Annotated in this window: 14 protein-coding genes; 7 read left to right on the top strand and 7 right to left on the bottom strand. The window is 70.7% G+C overall.

What is annotated here, in order from left to right; all coding sequences use genetic code 11:
* Positions 1-18 precede the first annotated feature (18 nt).
* Positions 19-1,617: a succinic semialdehyde dehydrogenase gene (locus ABH933_RS32055; protein WP_429423432.1), complete on the bottom strand. Its 1,599-nt coding sequence runs from the start codon at positions 1,615-1,617 to the stop codon at positions 19-21.
* A gap of 140 nt (positions 1,618-1,757) precedes the next feature.
* Here ABH933_RS32055 and ABH933_RS32050 point away from each other — a divergent pair, with 140 nt between their 5' ends.
* Complete coding sequence (locus ABH933_RS32050) at positions 1,758-2,444, top strand: TetR/AcrR family transcriptional regulator (protein ID WP_215916893.1); 687 nt, start codon at positions 1,758-1,760, stop codon at positions 2,442-2,444.
* A gap of 12 nt (positions 2,445-2,456) precedes the next feature.
* Here ABH933_RS32050 and ABH933_RS32045 read toward each other — a convergent pair whose 3' ends face one another.
* Together ABH933_RS32045 and ABH933_RS32040 are read right to left on the bottom strand one after the other, a co-directional pair.
* On the bottom strand, positions 2,457-2,648 hold the full coding sequence (locus tag ABH933_RS32045) for a hypothetical protein (RefSeq protein WP_429423431.1): 192 nt from the start codon (positions 2,646-2,648) through the stop codon (positions 2,457-2,459).
* A gap of 447 nt (positions 2,649-3,095) precedes the next feature.
* Positions 3,096-3,380, bottom strand: a complete 285-nt coding sequence (locus tag ABH933_RS32040; protein WP_429423430.1) for an FAD-dependent oxidoreductase — start codon at positions 3,378-3,380, stop codon at positions 3,096-3,098.
* Between the two features lie 79 nt (positions 3,381-3,459).
* Between ABH933_RS32040 and ABH933_RS32035 the strand changes: the two genes are divergently transcribed.
* Complete coding sequence (locus tag ABH933_RS32035) at positions 3,460-3,960, top strand: MarR family winged helix-turn-helix transcriptional regulator (RefSeq protein WP_429423429.1); 501 nt, start codon at positions 3,460-3,462, stop codon at positions 3,958-3,960.
* Positions 3,961-3,969: 9 nt separating this feature from the next.
* On the opposite strand, the gene recD is transcribed toward ABH933_RS32035, so the two are convergent.
* The 3 genes from recD to recC all read right to left on the bottom strand — a co-directional run bounded on the left by recD (position 3,970) and on the right by recC (position 13,260).
* Entirely contained in the window at positions 3,970-5,865 is a 1,896-nt protein-coding gene (recD, locus tag ABH933_RS32030) for an exodeoxyribonuclease V subunit alpha (protein WP_429423428.1), read from the bottom strand.
* A gap of 100 nt (positions 5,866-5,965) precedes the next feature.
* A complete protein-coding gene (locus tag ABH933_RS32025; protein WP_429423489.1) occupies positions 5,966-9,592 on the bottom strand; it encodes a UvrD-helicase domain-containing protein in 3,627 nt (1,208 codons plus the stop codon).
* A 215-nt stretch (positions 9,593-9,807) separates the two neighbouring features.
* A complete protein-coding gene (gene recC, locus ABH933_RS32020) occupies positions 9,808-13,260 on the bottom strand; it encodes an exodeoxyribonuclease V subunit gamma (protein WP_429423427.1) in 3,453 nt (1,150 codons plus the stop codon).
* A 701-nt stretch (positions 13,261-13,961) separates the two neighbouring features.
* On the opposite strand from recC, the gene ABH933_RS32015 reads away from it, so the two are divergent.
* Both ABH933_RS32015 and ABH933_RS32010 read left to right on the top strand, forming a co-directional pair.
* The gene (locus ABH933_RS32015) at positions 13,962-14,144 is read left to right on the top strand and encodes a hypothetical protein (protein ID WP_245400731.1); all 183 of its coding nucleotides are present in this window, start codon (positions 13,962-13,964) and stop codon (positions 14,142-14,144) included.
* A gap of 117 nt (positions 14,145-14,261) precedes the next feature.
* Positions 14,262-15,152 (top strand): tat pathway signal sequence, encoded by an 891-nt coding sequence (locus ABH933_RS32010; protein ID WP_429423426.1) that lies wholly within the window; start codon positions 14,262-14,264, stop codon positions 15,150-15,152.
* Between the two features lie 123 nt (positions 15,153-15,275).
* Here the strand turns inward: ABH933_RS32010 and ABH933_RS32005 are convergent, their stop codons facing one another.
* Complete coding sequence (locus ABH933_RS32005; RefSeq protein ID WP_429423425.1) at positions 15,276-16,733, bottom strand: cytochrome P450; 1,458 nt, start codon at positions 16,731-16,733, stop codon at positions 15,276-15,278.
* 73 nt (positions 16,734-16,806) lie between these two features.
* On the opposite strand from ABH933_RS32005, the gene ABH933_RS32000 reads away from it, so the two are divergent.
* The 3 genes from ABH933_RS32000 (at position 16,807) to ABH933_RS31990 (ending at position 19,931) form a co-directional block, all read left to right on the top strand.
* A complete protein-coding gene (locus ABH933_RS32000; protein WP_429423424.1) occupies positions 16,807-17,508 on the top strand; it encodes a TetR/AcrR family transcriptional regulator in 702 nt (233 codons plus the stop codon).
* Between the two features lie 104 nt (positions 17,509-17,612).
* Positions 17,613-19,034 carry an NAD(P)/FAD-dependent oxidoreductase gene (locus ABH933_RS31995; RefSeq protein WP_429423423.1) on the top strand — a complete coding sequence of 474 codons (1,422 nt, stop codon included), beginning with the start codon at positions 17,613-17,615 and terminating at the stop codon, positions 19,032-19,034.
* A gap of 123 nt (positions 19,035-19,157) precedes the next feature.
* Entirely contained in the window at positions 19,158-19,931 is a 774-nt protein-coding gene (locus tag ABH933_RS31990; protein WP_429423422.1) for a hypothetical protein, read from the top strand.
* The last annotated feature ends 138 nt before the right edge of the window (positions 19,932-20,069 follow it).

Below are 20,069 nucleotides of genomic sequence, written 5' to 3'. Positions count from 1 at the left end.
GTCGAGTTGGAGGTGAGATCACTGCTGCCGCAGGGTCTTCATGAGGCCGAAGTACAGCGTCATGGTCTTCGCCCACAGCGCCTCGGAGACGCCGGGCGGCGGCGCGATGGGCAGTGCGCGCTGCACCGCGATGGTCTGGGTGTCGATGTATTTGAGCAGGCCCTCGGGTCCGTGGCGCCGGCCGCCGCCGGAGATGCCCAGGCCGCCCGAGGGGGCGGCCACGCTGCCCCATGCGGCGATGAAACCCTCGTTGACGTTGACCGATCCGGCGTTGACCCGCGCGGCGATCTCCCGTGCCCGATCGATGTCCCGGCTCCACACGCTGGCATTGAGCCCGTAGGCGGTGTCGTTGGCCTGCTCGACGGCCTCGTCGTCGCTGTGCACCCGGTAGACCGACACCACCGGCCCGAAGGTCTCCTCGCGGTACACCGTCATGCCGGGGCGCACATCGGTCAGCACGGTCGGCTCGTAGAAGTACGGGCCGAGATCGGGGCGCGGGCGGCCGCCGGCGAGCACGGTGGCGCCCTTGGCCACCGCATCGTCGACATGCGCGGTGACGGTGTCGATCTGGCGCTGGAATGTCAGCGACCCGATCTCGTAGGAGTAGTCCCGCGCCGAGCCGAGAATCAAATCCTTGGCGCGCCGGGTGAATTCGGCGACGAATTTCTCGTACACGCTGTCGTGTACGTAGATTCGCTCGATCGATTCGCACAGCTGACCGGCCGACGCGAAACATGCCCGCACCGAGATCCGCGCGGCCGCATCGACATCGGCGTCGGCGAGTACCAACAGCGGGTTCTTCCCGCCCAATTCGAGCGAATAGCCGATCAGCCGCTGCCCGGCCTGGGTGGCGATGGTGCGGCCGGTGGCACTGGATCCGGTGTAGTCGACATAGTCGGCGCGGGCGATCACCTCGCCGCCGATCACCGAACCGCGGCCCAGGACCGCCTGCCACAGGCCCTCGGGCAGGCCCGCACGCCGGGCCGCGTCGATGGCCCACAGCGCAGTCAGCGCGGTCTGATTGTCCGGCCGCGCGACGACGGCATTGCCCGCGACCAGGGCGGGCAGCGCATCGGAGGCGGCGAGTGCGAGCGGGTAGTTCCAGGGGGAGATGACCGCGACCACGCCCTTGGGGCGATGGCGCACCTCCACCCGGGTGAGCACGGGCAGCACCCCGCGCGGGGTGCGCGGGGCCAGCAGCCGCTGCGCCTGCGAGGCGTAGTAGCGGGCATTCACCGCCACGTCGCCGACCTCGTCGAAGGCGTGCACGCGCGACTTGCCGGTCTCGGCCTGCACGATGTCCAGGATCTCGTCCTGCTCGGCCAGCACCAGGTCGTGGAAGCGGCGCAGCACCGCAACCCGTTCGCGCACGGGCACTTTCGCCCATTGCGCCTGCGCGGTGCGGGCGGTGGCGAACGCGTCCTCGATATCGGCGGTGCTGGACTGCGGCAGCTCGGCGATCAGCTCGCCGGTGGCCGGTGCCGACACGGTGACCGCGGGCGCCCCACCGGCGCGGGCGTGTACGAGCAGGCGCCGCACGAGCGCGGGCGGCAGTGCCGGGGCCGCCTCGACGGCGAAACCCGGCGCAACGGCGGCCAGGTGCGGGGCGGACGTCATCGGTGACCCTCTCGATCGCTGGGCCGTGCCCGGCACGGTCTTTTATCTAACACCAGTGTTACGTGAACACTAGTGTTAGATTAATAGCCACGCGCCGCGTCTTGTCAAGCGGACGCCGTCGATCGAGGAGGTTTCACCGCATGACCAGCGACGCCGTGCTCACCTCTCACAGCGGCACCCGCCGCGGACGACCCCCGCAGACCCCCGAGCAGGCCGACGAGGTGCGCACCCGCATCGAGGCGGCGACCGGGGAGGTCTTCACCGAACACGGCTCGCGCGGCCTGAGCGTGGCCCGGATCATCGAGCGGGCCGGCATCTCCCGGCCGACGTTCTACCGCTACTTCGGCAATGCCGAAGAGCCGCTGCACGCGATGCTCACCGTGTCCAACGCGGGGCTGGTCGGCGGCCTCCGGACCGCGCTCGCGCATTCGGACGAGCCGGTGCAACTGGTCATCGCGATCATCGACGCCTACCTCGCCTGGGCGCGCGGGCACGGGCCGATGCTGCGCCCGGTCTTCGCCGAACTCCACGATCCGGCCTCCCCCGTCTCGGCCTACCGCGAACGGGCCTTCGACGACATCCGCGCGCTGGTCCGCGCCAAGTTCGCCGCGCTCGGCCGCGCCCTGCCCAGCCCGCTGGACCTCGACACCTCGCTGCAGACCTGCGAATACGTCGTCTACCGGGTCTCCTCGACCGCGGCCGAACCCGATCCGGACGAGGTGGCCACCGCCCGGCTGACCATGATCCGCAGTGTGGTGGTCACCCTCGGCGGGCGCGCCGATGTCGAACGGGCGCTGGCGATTCCGGGACTATTCGACGAGCGGTGAGCGAACCGCCGGTCAGGCGGCGATCGGGGTGACGCGGTCGTCGAAATCGATATGGTGACCCTGCAGCCACATCATGGATTCCCCGCCGTCCTTGGCCGCCCTGCGGAACATGATGGGCAGCAGCGCATCCCGCACCACACGGGCCACGGGGCCCGCCGCCTTCGAGTTGGAGGACCGGTGCCCGTTCTTGACGATCTTCTCCACTCGTTCGCGCCGCAGGGCGACGAAAGTGCCGAAGGCACTGGGCCGTTGTGCCAGTTCCGCACCACCGGCATGTCATAGGTGGCCCAGCCGAGCATGGGTCCCGGTGCGGCGTCGATGATCTCGTGCGCGGGCCCCGCGTCACCCGCCATCAATTCGTGCAGCCAGCCCCGCCAGTCGGCGTCGGACATCGTCGACAGCACACCGCGTTCGGGCTCGTGAGCCATGGGCGGGTTGGCGAACCACACGGTGCCACCGTCGGGCGTCGGCATCCAGGCGAAGAAGCAGCGGGTGCCGAACTGCATGCGAAATTCCCTGGCGGGCACGTCGACTCGGAAGTCCGGGATGTAGCCGCCGTTGTTGAGGACCGGCACGTAGCGGGGCGCGGGCGCCTGCGGGTCGATGAGGGCGCGCACCGGCGAGTGGATGCCGTCGCAGCCGATGAGCAGGTCACCGGTCGCGGTGGTGCCGTCGGCGAAGACGGCCTGGACACCGCCGGAGGTGCTCGCGGCCGCTCATGGTCTCCACCGGGAAACCGAGCTTCTCGACCGGGCCCGCCGCGTCGATCGCGTGCAGCGCGTCCATGCCGTTGGCCTGGAAGTTCAGCCAGGATCCGCGCTGGTCGGCGCCGGCCTCGTCGCGTTCGTAGATGCTGGACTCGATGCCGACCCGCCGCAGGGCCATGGACAGCACCGGCCCGGCGACGCCGGCGCCGATGATCAGTGCGTGTGTCATGGGATACTCCTATCATAAAGCTCGACAAGCATGTAACTTGAGAATCAAGCGATTTTAGTATGGAAGGCGAATTGCTCGAATGTCAAGCGAAACCGACCGGATTGCTGCCACGCTGGGAGAGACCGTGGAGGGCTACCAGGCCGCGGTGGACGACTTCGACCGCGAGGTCGCCCGCCTACTCGGCGTCAACGAGACCGACGTGCGCTGCCTGGAGATCCTCATTCAGGAGACGTCCGACACCGCCACCCCGCGCCTGCTGGCCGATCGGCTCGGGCTGACGACGGGCAGCGTCACCGCCATGCTCGACCGGCTCGAGAAGATCGGCTACATCACCCGCGCGCCGCACCCCACCGACCGCCGCAAGCTCCTGGTGCGCGCCACCGCGACCGCGGCCGACCGAGCCCGGGAGCTGATCATGCCTCTGGTGCAGGACAGCGAGCGACAGCTGCTGCCCGACTACACCGAGCAGCAGCTGCGCCTCGTCACGGAATTTCTGGGCCGCCTCACCGACCTGCAGCAATCCCACGTGCAGCGGCTGCGGGCGCTGCGGCCCTTCCCGCGACCACAGCGGGATTCCTGACCGGCCGGCTCACCCGCGCAGGCCGCTGGCGCGCAGCACACGGCGGCCGATACCGGCACGGATCGCGTCTTCCGTGCCGATGATGCGGACGTGCCTGCGGGCGCGGGTGATCGCGGTATAGAGCAGTTCGCGGGTGAGCAGGGTCGATTCGGGACCGGGCAGCACCACCGAGACCGTGCCGTACTGGCTGCCCTGGCTGCGGTGGATGGTCATCGCGTAGACCGTTGTGACACCGGGGAATTGGGTCGGATGCACCAGATAGGGCTCGCTGCCGCGCTGTAGCGCCGCGCGCAGCGAACCGTCGGGACCACGGACGATCACGCCGGTGTCGCCGTTGTAGATCCGCGCCTCGTGGTCGTTCGCGGTCACCAGCAGGGGCTGACCCGGGAACCACCCTCCCGCACCGGATTCGGTACCGATCCCGGCCGCGGCCACCCAGCCGGCGGCCATCGAGTCCCAGCGCTCGACGCCGAACCGGCCCTGCCGGTGCGCGCACAGTAGCCGATGCGACTCCATGGCGACCAGGGCCGCGGATGCGTCGCCGCGCTCGGCCGCATCGGTACAGTCGCGCGCCACCCGCGTGACATCCACACGGACCGAGGCAATGTCGTCCGGTCCGCAGAGCGAGAGCTCCGCACCCCCGTCCGCCAGCAGTCCGAGCGCGGCATCGGCATCCCCGGCACGGACCGCGACCGCCAGATCGGCGATGCGGCCGCCGAACCGCCTGCCCCGGGTCAGGCGAATGATGCCCCCGCGCAACCGATCCCGCTCCCGGGCGGTCAGCGCTTCGCCCTGCTGGGCGCCGGATCCGGTTCCGAGTTCCGCGCCGAGCACCTGCTCCAGCTGCGGATTCGGCGGGCCCGCGACGGGTCCGGCGACCAGGTCCGCGAGCACCGCGCCCGCATCCACCGAGGCCAGCTGGTCGGGATCGCCGACCAGGACCAGCCGGGCGTCACGACGCACCGCCGGGAGCAGGCTGCTGGTCATCGTCAGCGACACCATCGAGGTCTCGTCGACGACGATCACGTCGTACGGCAGCCGGTTGAATTCGTGGTGCCGGAATCGGGTGGCGCCGCCGCGCTGCCAGCCCAGCAGGCGGTGCAGGGTGGCGGCGGTGAGCTCCGGCAGCTCCAGTTCCACGGCCTGCTCGCGCACCGACTCCTGCAGGCGCGCGGCGGCCTTGCCGGTGGGCGCCGCGAGCGCGATGCGCAGCGCGGGCGCGCCCGGCATCGCGCGCTGATGGGCCACCAGCAGAGCCAGAATGCGGGCGATGGTGTGTGTCTTTCCGGTGCCCGGGCCGCCGGCGACGACGGTGGTCCACTGGGTCGCGGCCAGCGCGGCCGCGACGCGCTGACGATCCGGCGGATCACCCGGCGCACCGGAGTCCGGGAACAGCCGATCAAGCTGCCGCCGAATTGTTTCCGGATCGATCAGCGGATGGGTGGCGGCGCGTTCGGTCAGCACCTCCCGGATCGTCTGCTCCTGGCGGTAGTAGCGATCCAGATACAGCAGCGGGCCCGCGCCGCCGGGCTCCACCAGCCGCAGCGGGCGCAGCGGCCCGGCGGCGCTCCCCACGATCAACGGGCTGACCCGCAGCGCGGCAAGCACATCCGGCACCCGCGGCCACGGCAGGGTCTCGGGATCGATCAGATCCGGATCGCCGTCTCCGTCGAAACCCTCACCGTCCACGCCGATCTCGTGCATCCGCTCCAGCTCGAGGCACACCGAACCGGACCGCACCGCGCGCACCGCCAGCGCCGTCGTCAGCAGCACGGCCTCGTTCTCCTCGCGGCCCAGCTTGCCCAGCCGCAGGGCCACATGGACATCCGCAGCCGAGAGCACGCCCGCCTCGTTGAAGACGCGTAACAGTCCGGTCGCCCGCTGCGCCAACTGAATCGCGGTCATCGCGCCTCCCGGTCCCGCCGCCACCACGCGGCACAAGCACCACCGCCACCCGCGAGCCGGGGGCGATCACCCGAGCCGTTACTCACAGCATCGATGCGGATCACTCGCTCGCCTCCCGCCCGCGCTCGGACCTCCCGGCAAGCAGATCGGACAGGTCCCGCACCAGCGCGATCGGCGGATCCCACTCGAATACGCCATGACCGGAGGGTGTTTCGGGGCCGATCATGCCGCGGACGAACAGATAGCGGATGCCGCCCAGGTGCCGGGACGAGTCGTAGTCGGGCATGCGCCAGCGCAGATAGCGGTGCAGGGCGGCGGAATACAGCAGCGCCTGCAGCGGATAGTGGGAGCGCATCATTTCCGCGGCCATGCGGTCGCGGGTGTAGTGCGCCACGGTCAGCTCGCCGGTGCCCAGGCGGTTGGTCTTGTAGTCGACGACGACGAAACGCGGTCCGGCCGTGCGCAGGACGGCGTCGATGCTGCCGGTGAGGAAGCCGCGCAGGGGCGTGTCCGGGAGGGTATCGATCTGGTCGGCGTACCCGGCGAAGACGTCGTCGGGTCGCAGATGCTTGCGCAGCAGGTCCGCGATCCGCCGCAGCGTGACCCGCTCGGCGCGCGGGTTGTCGCCGCCCGCGAGCGGGAGTTCGAAGTCCAGCTCGTTCAGCCGGTCGCGGCCGGAAATCCGCGCCAGGGATCCCATATCGCTGCCGTCACACGCCGGCCCGAGGGGGGTGTGCAGCACCGCGAGCAGGGACCTCGTCAGCACCTCGAGGTCGATGTCGGCCAGCAGCTCGGCGACGGCCTGCGCGCAGCGGGCGCGGACCTCGGCGGCGAGGTCCGGCGCATCGGTATCGACGTATTCGAGCACGCCGTGCACCAGCGTGCCGAAATCGGCACCGTAGGGCAGCGTGTTCATGAGCGAGGGTGCGGCGGAATCGAATTCGACCTCCTCGAGCTCCGCGGCCGGAGCCTCGGGTTCATCCGTGATGCCCTCGGGCGCCTCCGGTCCGGCGGCGTGCGACTCGTGGGCCCCGGCGGTCAGCGCCGAATACGACGTGCGCCGCCAGTCCTGGTCGACGGTTCGATCGAACCGTGCCGCGGCGAATTCCGCGGGGACGGAATCCTCGCGCTCCCAGCGCGACCGGACCGCGGGCACCCCCTGCACCGGCTCCAGGGCGATCACCTCGCCCGGCGCGGTGGCGGCCCACTGCGAAAGCTGTTCCAGCACTGCCGCATCCACCGGCACCTCGCTGCGGCCCGGCACCTCGGGACTGCCGGGCATACGGCCCAGGATCATCCGGTGCAGCGGCGCGGCCCCGGTCCCGTAGGTGGGCGCCCACCAGGCCACCACCTGGCATTGGGCGCGGGTCAGGGCCACATAGAGCAGGCGCAGTTCCTCCCCGGCCTCCTCGGTCTCGCTGCGCCGTTTGCGGTCGTTGTAGCCGCGCGCCTCCGGGCCCCCGACGTCGAGCACGCGGCCACCGTCCTCGGCGTGGAACACCAGCGTCGCCGGATACGGATTGCGCGCGTTGTCCCAGGCGAACGGCAGGTACACGATCGGGAATTCCAGGCCCTTGCTGGCATGGACGGTGGCGATCTGCACCGCCGCGGCATCGCGATCCAGGCGGCGGCTGCGATCGGATACCGCGCCCGAGGCGGGATCGCGCACCCGGTCGCCCAGCCATCGGGACAGCGCCGACAGGCCGAGCGATTCCCGCAGCGCGGCCTGATCGAGCAGCTGGGCGATGTGCCGCAGGTCGGTCAGCCGGCGCTCCCCACCCGCGACCGCGAGCAGCCGGGGCGCGAGCCGGGCGTCGGTGGCCAGGCGCTCGAACACCGCGGCGAATCCGGTGCGGCCGAACAGCCGCGCCGACTCGCGCAGCTGCTGGGCCAGCCGACCCACCAGATCGGCTCCGCCGGAATCGATCTCGGCGGCCGAGTAGCCCAACAGCGGGGTCGCAGCGGCCAGGCGCACCCGGTCGCCGCGGTGCGGCTGTTCCAGGGCGCGCAGCAGCCACAGCCAGTCGACCGCGCTCTGGGTTGCGAAGACGCTCGCCCCACCGGCCAGCACCGAGGCCACGCCCACCTCGTCCAGCGCCGATCGCACGACGTCGATCTGCGAGCGGGTCCGCACCAGCACCGCGATGTCGCCGGGTCCGGCGGCCCGCTCACCGATCGTCACATTCGAGTCGAGCAGCCGCACGATATCGGCGGCCAGGTCCTGCGCGACGCGGGAGCGTTGCCGGCCCACCGCCGGGAAGCCGGGCTTGTTCAGCGGCCCCGCACCGGTGCGGGGAAAACACCTCAGCCGCAAGGGAATCAGCGGATCCCCAGCAGCTCGCAGGACACCGGCGGTTCGCCCAGCGGCGCTCCGACCGACGGCAACGTCTCCACCGGGTGCCCGCCCAGCACCAGCCGACTCGGCCGCTGCCCGCCCAGCAATGCCCTGCGCACCGTCGGTCTGCCCAGTGACGCCCTGCCCAACAGTCGCGCGCTCACCGGCGTGGTCGTCGGCTTCCCTTGCGGCGCCCGCACTGTCGGTGTCCCTCGTGCGGTCTTCGTCTCGCCCACCGAGCCCGAGCCGGGTCCACGGGCGCACCGCCCGAACCGAGTGCACGGCAATCTCCTTGTGCCCCAGCCTCGCACCGCCCATCACGTGTTCCAGCGCCGTCAGCAGGCCGGCGTCGCTGCGCCGGTTCACTGTCAGCTCCCGGCGCCGGTCCGCCTGCGCCACCGCATCCAGATAGCTGAAAACCTCCGCGCCCCGGAAGGCGTAGATCGCCTGCTTCGGGTCGCCGACCAGCACCAGAGTGCGGTGACCGTGGAAGGCGCCGCGCAGGATGTCCCACTGCAGCGGATCGGTGTCCTGGAACTCGTCGACCAGCACCACCCGGAACCGGTCCCGGATCCGCCCGCGGGCGCGCTCGCCGTGCACCGGGTCCGCGAGCACGTCGTGCAGCAGCACGAGCAGGTCGTCGAAGTCGCGGATTCCCGACAGGCGTTTGCGCCGTTCGGTTTCCACGCGCACCGCGGCGGCGAAGGCGACTCGCTCGGAGGCGGTCTCGTCGCCGTCCTCCGCATCCGGGACCAGCCGGGCGTGCCGGTCGCGGACCGCGGCGATCGCCAGGGCACGCGCGTCCTTCAATGCGAAGGGCGGTGCGGTGCGGGCGTATCGGGCCAGGAACAGATCCTCGGCGACGGTCGCGACCAAGTCGTCGACGTCCTCGACCATCCGCACGCCCGGATCCTGCTCCCCCGCCAGCCCGAGCTCGTCCAGCATCCGCTGGCAGAAGCTGTGCGTGGTGGCAATGGTGCCCGCGTCGAAGTCCGACAGCGCCGCCAGCAGCCGCGATCGCCGCTGCCCCACCCGCACCGAATCCCCCTGCGCGAGATGGCGAATCAGCTCGTCCCCGCTCTGCCGCGCGGCGCCGGGATCCGCCAGCCCGGCCGCGGCCGCGACGAACCGGTCCCGCGCCCGCTCCCGCAACTCCTGCGTCGCGGCCCGGCTGAACGTAACCAGCAGCAACTGCGAGATATCGACCTCGCCCTCGGCCACGTACCGCACCGCCAGCCCGACGATCGCGTACGTCTTCCCGGTCCCCGCACTCGCCTCCAGCACGGTCGTCCCGGTCGGCAACTCCCCGCACAACTCGAAGGCGCGCCCGCCGATGTCGACGGCACCGACATCGTCCGCACTCGGCTCGGACCTTCGCGCCGATTCCGGCATGTCCTCGAGGATGCCACCAACCTCGGTCGCGCCCTGCTCGAATCCCGGTGCCGGTTCGGGCGGTGGAACCGGCGCGGCCGCGTCGCCGGGCTCGGCGAACAGATCCCCGGTCGGCGCCGATGCGGAACGTTGTGCCGCCGACTTGGCGCCCGGGCGGCGGCGCGGGCGGTGAGCGGGGGCCTCGACGGGGAACAGTTCCTCGGTCATGTCCTCTTTCATGGCTGCCCCTGGGTTTCGACGGCCAGCAGCGGATTCCACAGGCGACGGGCCAGGGCGCCGAAGCGGGTGCTCTCGCCGGACGGATCGGGCTCGGGCAGCGGAGTTTCCAGCAGTTCCAGGCGCGGGGACTGCCCCCAGATGTAGCGCAGGTAGCGGTCGGTGTGTTCGCCGTAGGCCTTGGGGCCGTTCGGGCCGCCGAGGAATTCCTGATCGGCCGCGGCGCGCGCCTCGGCGATCGTCGCGCCCTGGCATCGGCGTTCGGCGTACACCGCCGAGGCGGCGGGGGCGATGGGCAAGGGCTCGGCCAGCCCCTCGTCGCGCAGCGCCACCAGATCGCGCAGGATCTCCTGCGCCGCCGCGCCATTGGGGGCGGCGAGCACCGAACGCCAGGCGGGACGGCCGAATCGGCCGCGGCCGATGGTCAGAGCCCGCCAGCCCTGATGCCGCTCGGTCGCCGCCAGGGCCAGCACCCGCACCCATGCCGCGGCCCGATGCTTCGCGGCCAGGCGGGAGAAGGTGGTCCGCACCACCGCGTCGTCGTGCACGTCCGCGACGGTACCGCTGAGCAGCCGGCCCTCCCCCAGATCGACCGCGATATCGACGCTGCGCGAGGGCAGTTCGTGAATCGGGCGCGCCACTCGCACCAGCCGGTCGACGGTGTTCTCGACGTCGTCGAGCACCGCGGCACCCAGCCCGAACGGCGGCAGCGTCCCGCGCCGCCACTCGGCCGCGCGCAGCGCCTCGGCCGGTGTGCCGTGCAGCCGGGCGGCCAGCATGCGTTCTCCCATATTCCATTTCGCCAGGCCGTCCAGCTCGATCGGCAGGCGCTCGTCGATCTCCTCGTCCTCCTCGGGCACCCGGATGCCCAGGCGTTGCCACAGGAATGCCCGCACCGGATGTTCGATGAACGAAATCAATTCCGCCAGTTCCACATCCGATCGCACCGCGGCCGGAAGCGGGGCCGGCAGGAAGTCCGGCGGCGACTGCGCCGGCCGGGCCGCGGCCCGCGCCCCGGCCAGCGCGACGACATCGAAGCTGAACGGCCGCGCCGGATCGAAGTTCCGGCCGTCGAAGGCCTGCAACGGATGTCGCACGCGGACCGGCCCGAGCGCGCCGCCGCGCTGCGCGGCGAGCGCATCGAGCAGTTCGGCGACCGGGATCGCGGGCGGGCGGTGCGCGCCGGTTACCGGATCGGCGCCGGTGTGCACCAGCACCAGCCGTTCCCGCGCCGCCATGATTGCATCGAGCAGGAGCTGGCGATCCTCACCGCGGGCATCGCGCTCGCCGACGCGCGGGCGACGGGCGAGCACGTCGTCGCCGTCGATGCCGCCCGCCCGCGGGAACACCTCGTCGTCCAGGCCCAGCAGCACCACCACGCGATGCGGCACCGAGCGCAGCTGCGCCAGCCCGCAGACGGTCAGCTCACCGGTGCGGAAATTGGTGCGTCCCGGGCGCGCGGTGAGCCGGGAGTGCAGCAGCGCGGTGATATCGGGCAGCCGCAACGGGACGTCACCGCCGTGCTCCAGCGCCTCGGACAGCTCGTGCCGCGCCTGCACGCCCTGCCAGGCATTGGCATAGGACACCTCGGTGAGCAACTCCAGCGTGCGGCCGAGCACCTGGCGCCATTCGTGCGCGGGCCGCGGGCCGCCGGCGGGGTCGGCCGGGGTCGGCCCCCGCAGCTCCCGCACGCACACCGCGAGCCGGTCGGTGAACTCGGCGAATCGGCCCGCGAGGTCCACATCGCCGGAGTCCACGTCCTCCAGGGGCAGCGCGAGATCCAGCCAGTCCTGCGAGGATTCGCTCGCCGTGACGCCGAGCAGGATGCGGTCGACCGCGGAATTGAGCGTGTTCTGCGCGAATTCGCCCAGGCCGAAGGCCTGCCGCTGCCGCAGCCCGATCCCCCACCGCGCCCCGGTCTCGGCGGCCCATTCGCGCAGCCGCTCGATGTCGTCGTCGTCGAATCCGCACCGCAGCCGGACCGGTTCGGCGGCGGCCAGATCCAGCACCTGGGTGACGGTCACCCGGCCGTCGGCCAGCTCGAACAGGCTCAGCAGCACCGCCAGCACGGGATTGGCCGCGCCGGACGTGCGATCGGCCAGCCGGACGCGCAGGCCGTGGCCGGGATGGACCGCGGCCGTAGACATCTCGTGCCCGCGCGGATCGGCGTGCCCGAACGCGGCGCGCACCAGCGGCCCGAACGTGTCGAGGTCCGGGCACAGCACCACCACATCGCGTGCCTCGAGGGCGGGATCGGCGGCGAACAGGCCCAGCAGCACGTCGCGCAGCACCTCGACCTGCCGCGCCGTGCCGTGGCAGGAATGGACCTGCACCGTACCGTCGTCGAGCGCGGAATCGGCGTGCGGGGGCCACACGTCGGTCCGGATGCCCTCCTGCAGCGCGGAAAGCAGTGTCCGCGGGGAGCTTTCGGCAGGCAACGGATAGCTGGTATCGATCACCGGCCCCAGCGCGCCGAGGCGCCGTTGCAGTTCCCGCGCATCCCTGCCCAGCCCCGCCAGCAGCGGATGTGCCACCGACAGCGCGCTCGCATCCTCGGCCCGTGCCGGTGAATGCGCGGAAATCACTGCGGTGGAACCGGTTTCATCTCCGGCATCGAACGACACGGCACCGGAGGCCCATTCGGCGGCCAGCCTCTCCCACATCGCCGGGCTCGGATGCACGAGCCACAGGTGCACGTCCCGGTGCTGTCCGAGGGCCGCCAGCACCGCCAGCTGGTCGGCGCTCAGGCGGTTCGGGCCGAACAGCGAGATCCGTTGCGGCAGATCGACGATACCCGGTTCGGCTCGCAACCGCGCACAGCCGCCCGGGAGACGTTCGGCGGGGCTCGGGGCGCCGATTTCCGCGCGCAGCCGCCGCCACAGCTCGGGCTGCCAGCGCAGATCCGCGGGCAGCTCGGCGCCGCAGCCGTCGGTATCGGCGCCGGCGGCCCACTCGGAGATCAGGGCCGGCCGCTGGGCGGCATAGCCGTCGAACAGCGCCGCGATACCGGCGGCCGTGGCGAACCTCCGGCCCGCCCGATGGCCGCGGGCAGTATCCGCTCCGGGCACGTCGGTGCGTGTCGCGGCACCGAGATGGCGAGCCGGAACCGCACACCACGGTTCGGTGAGCGAGGCGTCGAGCACGCGCAACAGCGTCCACACCATCCGCTCCGGAGCCCACGGATCCCGGTCCGGGGCGATGCCGGTCGCCGCGCCCAGCGCCTCGGCCGTCAGCGCGGCCACCGCCGCGAACCGAACGTTCGCGCACACCCCGTCGCCGGCGGCCGCACCGAGTGCACCGGCCAGCCGCTGCGCGAGCCACCGCTGCACACCCATCCCCGGGACTGCCACGACCTCCGCGGCGAACGGATCGGTCAGCGGTCGCGCGAGCACCGACGCGAGCTCGTCGGCGAGCACATCCGCCCGCTCGGCCCGGTGGATGTACAGCGTCATCGACCGCCTCCTGTAGTTGTTGCCTGCGCGCGGCTCCGGAAGCCGAATACCGGCGCGGTCACTCGATCCGGGCCGGGTCGACGGCGGGAACCGGTGTGGTCACGTGTGCCGTCTCGATCCGATTCCGCGGCAGGGGCGCCTCGCGCATACGCCGGACAGCGCCCGCACGCCTCCGCTCGGGCGGCACCGGGCCGGAGCGCAACCCTACGGCATCACCGACGCCGTCCGGATATCCGACTCTCCACCTCCGTTCGCCGCGGTGATCGCCGCCCGCGCCCCGCGTCTTCGGCGGATCGACCATTCGGCTACGCGTCACGCGCCCCACCGACGGCGCTGTCACGGGCAGATTGCCACGGTCCATTCATCGTGCACCCGGTTCCGGGCGCATCGCTGCCGACACACCGTGGCGCATGTGCGCACCGCGGGACCGATCACGGCCACAACTCCCGCCGATGACCCGGCTATTCTGCAGCGATTGCCCATGAGCACCGTATTGACCGAAATACCTGCTACATACCAAATTCGTAGCAACACAAGCGGATCCGTGCGAGACACGTCATCTGTGCGCCACGGAGAATTCGCTACCGCGTGTCACACCGGATGCCGGTGCGCGATGTGCCACAGTGCTCTGCGGGGAGGCAACGGGAGAAGCGGTTTTCGAAAGGCTGGTTCGGTTGATGTCTGCGTCGGTGATTCCCCTCATGCCCAGATCGGGGTTCACGGTTCGCCGGATAGGCGACCGCTGGGAACTTGTCAACTCGCGGCACTACGGCCGCACCAGCGTCCTGCATTCCTGGCCCCGCGACCGCCACACCGAGGCGTTCGCACACTGCTACCGCCTCAACGGCCGCAGCGTCGAGGAACTGCTCGCCGCGTTCCGCTGAGGTCGCGGCCGCGTCGTCAAATCCGCTGCGCGGCAACGACCACGCCGCTGCTAGCACAACCTCGACCCGAGCTCAAGAGGTGCGCGAGGGCCGCCCGTCTGTCTAGTGTGGTGCACCGTGCGTTATCCCCGCGCCGCCGCGCGCACCTCACGTCCCTCGCGGATCGCCGTCGGCGCCTGCGTCCTCACCGCCGGCCTGCTGACCGCCGCACCCACCGTGCATCCCGCGCCCGCCGCGGCCGTGCCGATTCGGGTGCAGGGCTGTATCGGCAGCTTCGACTGCGATATGAGCCAGCGCATCGCCGAGGCCAACTCGTATCTCGCGGGCCGGCCGGGTGTCACGGGTTACGTTGTGCGCGACCGCAATACCGGCGCGGTGTACAGCAACAACAACGCCAATACGCTGTTCTGGACCGCCTCGACGATCAAGCTGGCGATCGCGGAGGATCTGATCAACCGTGAGCGCGTCGGCGCCATCGTGATCAGCCCGCAGGACCGCGGACTGCTCGAGCACATGCTCGCCACCTCGAACGACAATGCGGCCGACATCCTGTGGGCCAAGTACGCCGGTCCGGACCGCCGGGCGTTCACCAACGCCTTCCGCGCCAACGGCATGACCGGCCTGGTCCCCCGTCCCACACCCCCCGACCGGGTGTTCCCGGACTGGGGGTTCCAGCAGTGCACGCCCGCGGACCTGGACCGCCTGATGTCCAACGTCCTGGACCACATGAACCCCGCCGACAAGGCATATCTGCTGGACCGCATGCGCAATGTCGACGTCGACCAGCACTGGGGCGTCTGGGGCGCCGGTTCCGCGATGCGCCCGGGCCTGAAGAACGGCTGGTCCCAGGAGCAGTCCGGCTGGGTGGTCAACTCCGTCGGCTTCGCCGGCCCCAACGAGCGCTACACCCTGGCGATCATGAACAACCTGGGCAACCAGGGCGGCTACAACGACGGCGAAGAGACCACCACCCACGTGGCGCAGCTGCTGTTCCAGGGCCGCGGATAAGACGGTTCCGGCGGATTCGCAACGCGGCGAATCCGCCGAAACCTTTGTCCCGCAACGCTTAACGAGCACCGCCGGCGTAGCCGTCCGAAACCGCGCACGGCCGGAGCGAATGCGGAGGTACGCCTAACGTCGGCGCAACAGCATGGGGGCGCCGTCGCGGGGGAACGGAATGGTGCTGAAACCCCACGGCATCAGGTAGTCGTCTGGGAAGCTCCACTCGTAGTCGCGCACCATGGCCGCGATGATCACCTTGACCTCGAGGGTGCCGAAGTGCATGCCGATGCACTTGTGCGCGCCCGCACCGAACGGCAGCCAGGCCAGGCGGTGCGACTTGTCCTCGCGGCGATGCTCGGCGAAGCGTTCGGGATCGAAACGCTCCGGATGCGACCACAATTCGGGCAGCAGATGATTCACCCCGTACGCGAGATCGATGTAGGTCCCGGCCGGAATGTAATGCCCGGCGATCTGGGTGTCGCGGACCGCCTTGCGCACCAGCCCGGGCACCGGCGGCACCAGCCGCAGGCACTCCTTGATGACCAGATCGAGATCGTGCAGCTTGTCCAGATCGGCGATGGTCGGCGCCGCGCCGCCGATCTCGGCGTGCATGGCCAGTGCCTCTTCCCGCACCCGCTGCTGCCACTCGGGATGACGCCCCAGGTAGTAGGCGATCGCCGTGGCGGTCGTCGTCGTGGTGTCGTGCGCCGCCATGATCAGGAAGATCATGTGATTCACGACGTCGGCGTCGCTGAACTGCTCCCCGTCCTCGGTGCGGGCATGGCAGAGCGCGGAGAAGAAGTCCGGCGTGTCCGACAGTCGCTTCTCCGGAATCATCCGCGTGAAGTACTCCTCGAGTACCTTGCGCCCCCGCAGGCCCCGATGCCACGGCGTGCCCGGCACCGGACGGCGCACCAGCGAGAGCGCGGCATGGGTGGAGTCCAGGAAGGCCGCCCCGAGGCGCTTGCGCTCGGGCCCCGGATCGGCCGCCATGAAGACGTCCGTCGCGGTCTCGAGCGTCAGATCCTTGACCGTCGGATACAGCTTGACGCGCCGGGCATCGGCGCCATCGGGCACCCACTGCCCGATGGCCTTGTCCACGACCGGGCCCAGCGCGGCCAAGTATGCCGCGAGCCGGTCACGCGTGAAGGCCTGCTGCATGATCCGGCGATGGAACATGTGCTCGTCGAATTCGAGCAGCAGCAGCCCCCGGTGGAAGAACGGGCCGATGAACCAGTCCCAGCCCTGGCCGAAGTCGTTGCGCCGCTTGGCGATAACCTCGTCGACGGCCTCGGGGCCGGCGACGAACGCGCGCTGCACCCCCAGGGTCGGGTTGTAACTGACCGGCCCGTAGCGGTGATAGCGATCCACCAGCTCCGCGGTTCCCCAGCGCAGGAACTGCAGCGAGCGCCCGATGTGCGGCAGCCCCGCGTCGCCGCGGACCGGCTTCAGGCCGCTCTCGGCCGGCGCGGGGGCCAGGATCTTGTCGCGAGTGGGCAGGGTGCGAAGTAATCGGTCGATCGGATGCCTGTCCGGTATCTGCAGGAAACCGAGGTTTTCCCGTTCGGCACTGTCGACGCTGACCATGAAAATGAGCCTCCCAATAAAAGTACATCCCGTACATTACCGGTAGGATGAGATTGTGACAAGGGATACACCAGTGACGAGATCCGCGCATCCGCAGCGCGGTTCCGGGCGTTCGCGGGGCAGGCCCCCCGGGCCGCCGCGCGATCCCGTCGCACGGCGCGGTGAGCTCCTGGACGCCGCCGAGCGGGTGGCCACCACGGGCACGCCGATCACCATCGCGCAGGTCGCCGCGGAGGCCGGATACGCCCGCACCGCCGTCTACGCCGTCTTCCCCGATATGCCCGCCCTGGTCGACGCGCTCGCCGAGCGGCACATGGCGAGCCTGCTCGCCTCCGCGAACGCGCTGCTGGCCAGGCCGCTGCCGGTGCGCGAGCTACTGCGCGACATCGTGGCGCTGGTCTGTGATTTCGTCGACGCGAATCCGAACCTGTACCACCTGATGATGCAGCGCCTGCAGTCCGACGATGCCACGGTGTGCGGTCACCGCCGCCCCTTCTTCGCCCGGCTGTCCGACTGGGGCACAGTGGTTTTCGAGGCGATCCTGGAGGCCGTCGGCGCCGATCCCATGGTCGCGCGCGTGTGGGCGAGCGCGACCGCCGGCGCGATCCTGATGTCGGCCGAAGACTGGAGCCGCACCCCCATCCGCGATCGCGGCGCATTCATCGACGGGCTCACCGCATTCCTGTGGCCGGCGATCGAGAGCATCGGCGGCGACCGGTTCGTCGGACCGCTGATCGTGCCCGCGGGCACCGGGACCGGCCCGCCCGACGCCTGAACCGGACGCACCGTACCGAACCGCTCGTCGTGACTGTCGGCGAGTCGCCGACTACCGTATGGCGTGTCGGGAGACCAAACGCATTGCGCGAGGAGCGGGAGAACATGAGCAACCAGACCAGCGGTAAGCAGCGCCACCGCGTGGTGGTGATCGGTTCCGGCTTCGGCGGCCTGTTCGCGTGCAAGCACCTCAGACACGCCGAGGTCGATATCGTCCTGATCTCCAAGACCTCGACCCACCTGTTCCAGCCGCTGCTCTACCAGGTGGCCACCGGCATCCTGTCCACCGGTGAGATCGCCCCGGCCACCCGCATCGTGCTGCGCAAGCAGGAGAACGTCCAGGTGATCCTGGGCGACGTGCACGATATCGACCTGGCCAACCGCACCGTCACCTCGGAGCTGCTCAACCGGGACACCGTCACCCCGTTCGACAGCCTGATCGTGGCCACCGGCGCCCAGCAGTCCTATTTCGGCAACGATCATTTCGCCACGTACGCCCCGGGCATGAAGACCATCGATGACGCGCTCGAGCTGCGGGCGCGCATTCTCGGGTCGTTCGAGGAGGCCGAGCTCGCCCCCACGCAGGAACTGCGCGACCGGTTCATGACCTTCGTCGTCGTCGGCGCGGGACCCACGGGCGTCGAGCTGGCCGGGCAGATCGCCGAGCTCGCCGACCGCACTCTGGTCGGGACGTTCCGCAACATCGATCCGCGCGACGCCCGCGTCATTCTGGTCGAGGGCGTCGATGCGGTGCTCAAGCCCATGGGCCCCAAGCTGGGCGGTAAGGCGCAGCAGCGGCTGGAGAAGATGGGCGTGGAGATTCAGCTCAACGCCATGGTCACCGATGTCGACGCGCGCGGGGTGACGATCAAGGACCATGACGGCGAACGCCGCATCGAGGCCGCATGCAAGGTCTGGTCGGCCGGCGTGCAGGCCAGCGAGCTGGGCCGGATGCTCGCCGAGCGCTCCGAGGGCACCGAGGTCGACCGGGCCGGGCGCGTCATCGTCGAAAAGGACCTGACGATCAAGGGGCACCCGAACGTCTTCGTCGTCGGCGACCTGATGTCGGTGCCCGGCGTGCCCGGGCAGGCGCAGGGCGCGATCCAGGGCGCGACGTATGCCGCCAAGCAGATCAAGGCCGAGCTGGCGGGCAAGCAGCAGCCGGCGCAGCGCGCGCCGTTCAAGTACTTCGACAAGGGCAGCATGGCCACCATCTCGCGCTTCGACGCGGTGTGCCAGATCGGCAAGCTGGAGTTCAGCGGCTTCTTCGCCTGGCTGATGTGGCTCGGGCTGCACCTGTACTACCTGGTCGGGTTCCGCAGCCGGTTCATGACCGTCGTGCAGTGGTTCGTGGCCTTCCTCGGCCGGCACCGCGGGCAGATGGCCGCGACCGAGCAGTGGGTGTTCGCGCGGCTGGCCCTGGAGGCGCTGGCCGGCAACGACGAGGATGCCTCCGAGGTGCGCGCCGAGGCCGACCTCGGCGCCGGCAACGGTGCGGCGAACAAGCCGGCGCCGAAGGCCGGATAGCACTCGCACAGTTAATTTTCAGCTACACCAGCGCCTTTCGCGCATACCGGGAGTCGACCCATCCGATCCCCCCATGGATCCGAATGTCGTGCGTCGATATCCCCTGCATAAGAAAGGTGACCGATGGCCGGAGGTAAACACCGCGCGCCGAACCCGCATCGCAATCGGGTCGGCAGCGTCGTCGCGGCGGGTGCTGTACCCCTAGTAGTGGCGATCGTCGGAGGCGGTACCGCAAACGCGGCGCCCAGCCAGCCGCAACCGACATCGCATCAGGATCAGGCCCCGCAGTGGCCGGCGACCTCCGCGCCCGACATCCACCCGTACCAGGGCCTGCGCATTCCGAGCAACACGCTCAGCTCGCTGCAGAACGCCCGGCCCATGCCGGACAAGAGCTACCTGGCCCCGGTCGGCGCCCTGCACCTGCCGGCGCCGGTGCCCGCGGTTCCGCCGATCGCGCCGCCGCCGGGCGAGCTCCGCTTCGGCGACGTCCAGGTGCCCGCCCCGGCCTGGATCGATCGCGAGCAGGCCATCGAAATCAACGACCAATCCGCCCAGGCCGAGGCGAATCTGGCGACCTTCCTCGACTCGGTCGGTATGGAACGCACCCGTTCCGACCGGATCGCGGGCCAGACGATCGGCAGCGCCGCCATGGGCGCGGTGGCGGGCGCGACCGCCTCGGCGCCGTTCGCGCTCACCTCCGGCCTCATCGGCGGGGTGCTCGGACTCGTGGCCGGCCTGCCGCTCGTTCCGGTGGGCATCGTCGCCGGACCGGTCCTGGGGGCCGCCATGGGCGCGGGTGCCATCACCGTGCCCGCGGCGGCCGTCGGCGCGGCGGCCGGCGCCGCGGTCGGCGCGGTCAATTCGTTCGACGCACCACCGCGCGTCGTCGGCGACTGATTCCGGCGCACGAGCCCGGCGGAAGGCAGACCATTCGGTCCGCTTTCCGCCGGGCTCAACTCCTTTCATTCAATCATCCAATCATTGGACATTCGTGCCCGAAACCAGCCATTCGAACACCGCAATGCGCGGATAATG

This window comes from Nocardia sp. GP40 (assembly GCF_050434125.1).
Taxonomy (GTDB): domain Bacteria; phylum Actinomycetota; class Actinomycetes; order Mycobacteriales; family Mycobacteriaceae; genus Nocardia; species Nocardia albiluteola.
Note: the sequence above shows the minus strand (reverse complement) of the source record. Positions and strands in the feature narration are given on the sequence as shown.